This window comes from Eggerthella sp., from assembly GCF_048329335.1.
In the GTDB taxonomy this organism is placed as follows: Bacteria; Actinomycetota; Coriobacteriia; order Coriobacteriales; family Eggerthellaceae; genus Eggerthella; species Eggerthella lenta.
Genome location: NZ_DBFEGU010000375.1, coordinates 1 through 3,013 on the forward strand (window position 1 = coordinate 1; position 3,013 = coordinate 3,013).

Below are 3,013 nucleotides of genomic sequence, written 5' to 3' on the forward strand. Positions count from 1 at the left end.
TCGCGGACAAGAACACCTGCGGCACCGAATCGCCCACCGGCCGGCGCCCGAGCGCCCGGCCCCATGCGGCCAACATGAAACCCGCCGGCAGGCCGACGAGCAAGCTCTCCAGCACGATGCCGTGGTCGCCCCCTCCGGCGATGGCGGGCATGAGCGAGCCCAGCACCAGCAGCCCGGCGTAGCACCACACGAGCGGCCGAGACAGCAGCGCATCGCGCGCACGCGGCGAAGCCATCCGCAGCAGCGCGAACGCGATCAGCATGCACGCGAGCGTGCCCCATAGGTCGGCGCGCTCGAAGGCGAACGGGCCGTCCCCGAACGCGCGGTTCTCTCCAAGGTAGAACAACGAGAACACGAACCCCTCGTTGCAGGCGAAACCGCCGATCACCCGCAAGGCCGCCGTTCTGCCTTCCTTATCGGCGCGCAAGCCGAGATGCACGTGCTCCCCTTTCTCCGTCAGGCCTTACAGCTCCATCATAACGGAGATGCCGTGTCGCTTCGCGCCTGCCGCCCGCCCTCCTCAAAATGCGCAACCGCCCGCGGCACGGATGCCGCGGGCGGTTGCTGGGCGCGAGGGAGGGAGGGTTCGCGCCTCGGTAAGGGAAGGATAGGTTGGTTTATGCGACCTTGTCGACCTTGTCGGCCTTCTTGGCCACCTTGACGGTCTTCTTGGGGGCGGCAGCGGGAGCAGCTTCCTCCACGATTTCCTCAACCGCCTCTTCCTCGTCGTCGGCTTCCACCAGCTTCTCACCGCCGCCGAGGCCTTCGCGCAGGCTCTTCACGGTCTTGCCCACCGACGCGCCGAGCTTCGGGAGGTTCTTGGGGCCGAAGATGAGCAGTATGACGGCGAGGATGATAAGGAGCTCGGGTACCCCCATGCCTAAGATTTTCATGTGCGCCTCCTACAGCGTATCGGTGGCACGCGTCTCGCCTGTGAGCCGCCGCCGGTTTCAACGAGGCACATCATGCCCCAGAACCGGCGGCGCGCCTATCGTGCAGACGCATGATTTTATGCGCATAGAAGCACGAATCCGTGTCATGCAAACGGCGTACGGGATGCGTCCTGCCTGCTCACAGCTCCTCTGCCACGACACGCCCTGCTAGCCAGCCCATGACGCTGGCCATCATGAGCCCGCGCGTCCATCCGCTGGAATCGCCGAGGCACATAAGGTCGCATACGCTCGTCAGGAAGCGTTCGTCCATCTTGACGCGGTTGCTGTAGAACTTGAGCTCGGGAGAGTACAGAAGCGTCTCCTGCGCTGCGAACCCCGGCACCACCTCGTCGACGGCCAGCATGAAATTGAGGATGTTGGTCATGGCGCGGTACGGCATGGCCGCCGTGATGTCGCCCGCCACCGCATCGTCCAGCGTGGGTGCCACGTTCGAGCGCACGAGCTCCTTCTCCCACGTGCGCTTGCCGTCGAAGATATCGCCCAAGCGCTGCACGAGGATGCGTCCGTCGCCCAACATGTTCGTGAGCTCGCCCACCTTCTGGGCATAGGCGATGGGCTGGTCGAAGGGGTGCGAGAAATTCTGCGAGCACAGTATGGCGAGGTTCGTGTTCGGCGACTTGCGCTCCTTGTAGGAATGGCCGTTCACCACGGCGAGACCGCCGTCGTAGTTCTCCTGGCTGACGAAGCCGCCGGGGTTCTGGCAGAACGTCCGCACCTTGTTCTTGAACGGGCGCGGATAACCGATGAGCTTGCTCTCGTACAGCACGTCGTTCACCGTCTCCATAACCTCGTTTCGCACTTCCACGCGCACGCCGATGTCCACAGGACCGGGTGCGTGCGCTATCGCATGCTCGCGGCACATGCGCTCGAGCCAGTCGGCGCCGCGCCGGCCCGTGGCCACCACGGTACGCCGAGCGCGGATCTCGCACGCGCCGTCCGGGCCGGCGACGGCCACGCCTCGGCACCGCTCTCCCTCGATGAGCACCTGGGTGCATTCCGTGCGGAAGAGCAGGTCCACGCCCGCCTCGCGCAGGTGGCGCTCGATACGCGCGTACAGATCGCGGGCGCGCTCGGTGCCGAGATGGCGCAGCGGGCAATCTACCAGCTTGAGACCCGCTTTGATAGCGCGGCGGCGGATCTCGTCCACCTCCGGTTTGCGTTCTGCGCCCTCCACGCGCACGTCGGCGCCGAAGCCCAGGTACACGCCGTCCACTTCCCCGATGGCGTCCTGCGCCTCATCACGCCCGATGAGGTCGGGCAGGTCGCCGCCTACGTCGGCCGACAGCGACAGCTTTCCGTCCGAGAACGCTCCCGCGCCCGAGAACCCCGTCGTGATACGGCAGGGTTCGCAGTTCGCGCATGGCGCGCCCGCCTGCTTCGGGCATACGCGATCCTCCACCGCCAAGCCTTTGTCCACCATGACGATGCGCCCCGTGAAGCCCCGCTCCAAAAGGGAGAGCGCGCAGAAAATACCGGCGGGGCCCGCCCCCACGATGACCACGTCGGTGTCGATGGTTCGCATAAGCACGCTCCTGTTCCCGCGCCGTTCCGACGGCGCGATTCGTGTTCTGCATCATTGTACCCCTCCTGCCGTAGGCTCGTCCGGGATCCGGCGACGGGAGAGGAACAGCCGATCGGAGCGGATGCTTCGCATGAGGAGCTCCGACGCGGAACGCGGCCTGCCCGCCAAGTTCCTGTGAAGGATTCTTGAACCTCGTGTGACGGTTCGCCGGACATTCATAAGGTCGCGAACTGCGACGTTGCCGTTTTGTTACCCTTCCTCTTCGCGCCCGCAACCATACCACGCCAACGAACCCGACGCGGACGCAGGAAGGATGCCTCAATGGTATCGCACCCCTCCCGTCGCGCGCTCGCGTTCGGCGCGGCGGTCTCCCTCGGCATCGCGTGCATCGCACCCTCGCAAGCTGCGTTCGCCGTCGAAAAAGCTCCCGCGATCCCCCTCGTCCGGCCCGCCGTCCTCTCCGCAGCCGTCACGCTGCCGGGCGCTGCCGCCGAAGAAGCCGTCGCCGACCTCGAGCAGGTGCGCGCTCTCGCGGCGC

At 66.2% G+C, this 3,013-nt stretch carries 2 protein-coding genes and 2 pseudogenes; 1 reads left to right on the forward strand and 3 read right to left on the reverse strand.

Translation table 11 applies throughout. The features are described from left to right. From ACMO6A_RS11620 to ACMO6A_RS11630, 3 genes and pseudogenes are all read right to left on the reverse strand, one after another. A pseudogene (locus tag ACMO6A_RS11620) lies at window positions 1–439 on the reverse strand (LuxR family transcriptional regulator); the annotation flags it as partial. Window positions 440–617: 178 nt separating this feature from the next. Next, entirely contained in the window at window positions 618–893 is a 276-nt protein-coding gene (locus tag ACMO6A_RS11625; RefSeq protein WP_009304425.1) for a twin-arginine translocase TatA/TatE family subunit, read from the reverse strand. Between the two features lie 178 nt (window positions 894–1,071). Beyond that, window positions 1,072–2,475, reverse strand: coding sequence for an NAD(P)/FAD-dependent oxidoreductase (locus ACMO6A_RS11630; protein ID WP_009304426.1), 1,404 nt, complete (start codon window positions 2,473–2,475; stop codon window positions 1,072–1,074). Window positions 2,476–2,796: 321 nt separating this feature from the next. Between ACMO6A_RS11630 and ACMO6A_RS11635 the strand changes: the two are divergent. After that, window positions 2,797–3,013: pseudogene (locus ACMO6A_RS11635) on the forward strand (hypothetical protein); the annotation flags it as partial.

Coding starts and splice junctions, on each gene's coding strand:
- ACMO6A_RS11630 (WP_009304426.1), bottom strand. CDS start 2,475: ATGCGAACCATCGACACCGACGTGGTCATCGTGGGGGCGGGCCCCGCC.
- ACMO6A_RS11625 (WP_009304425.1), bottom strand. CDS start 893: ATGAAAATCTTAGGCATGGGGGTACCCGAGCTCCTTATCATCCTCGCC.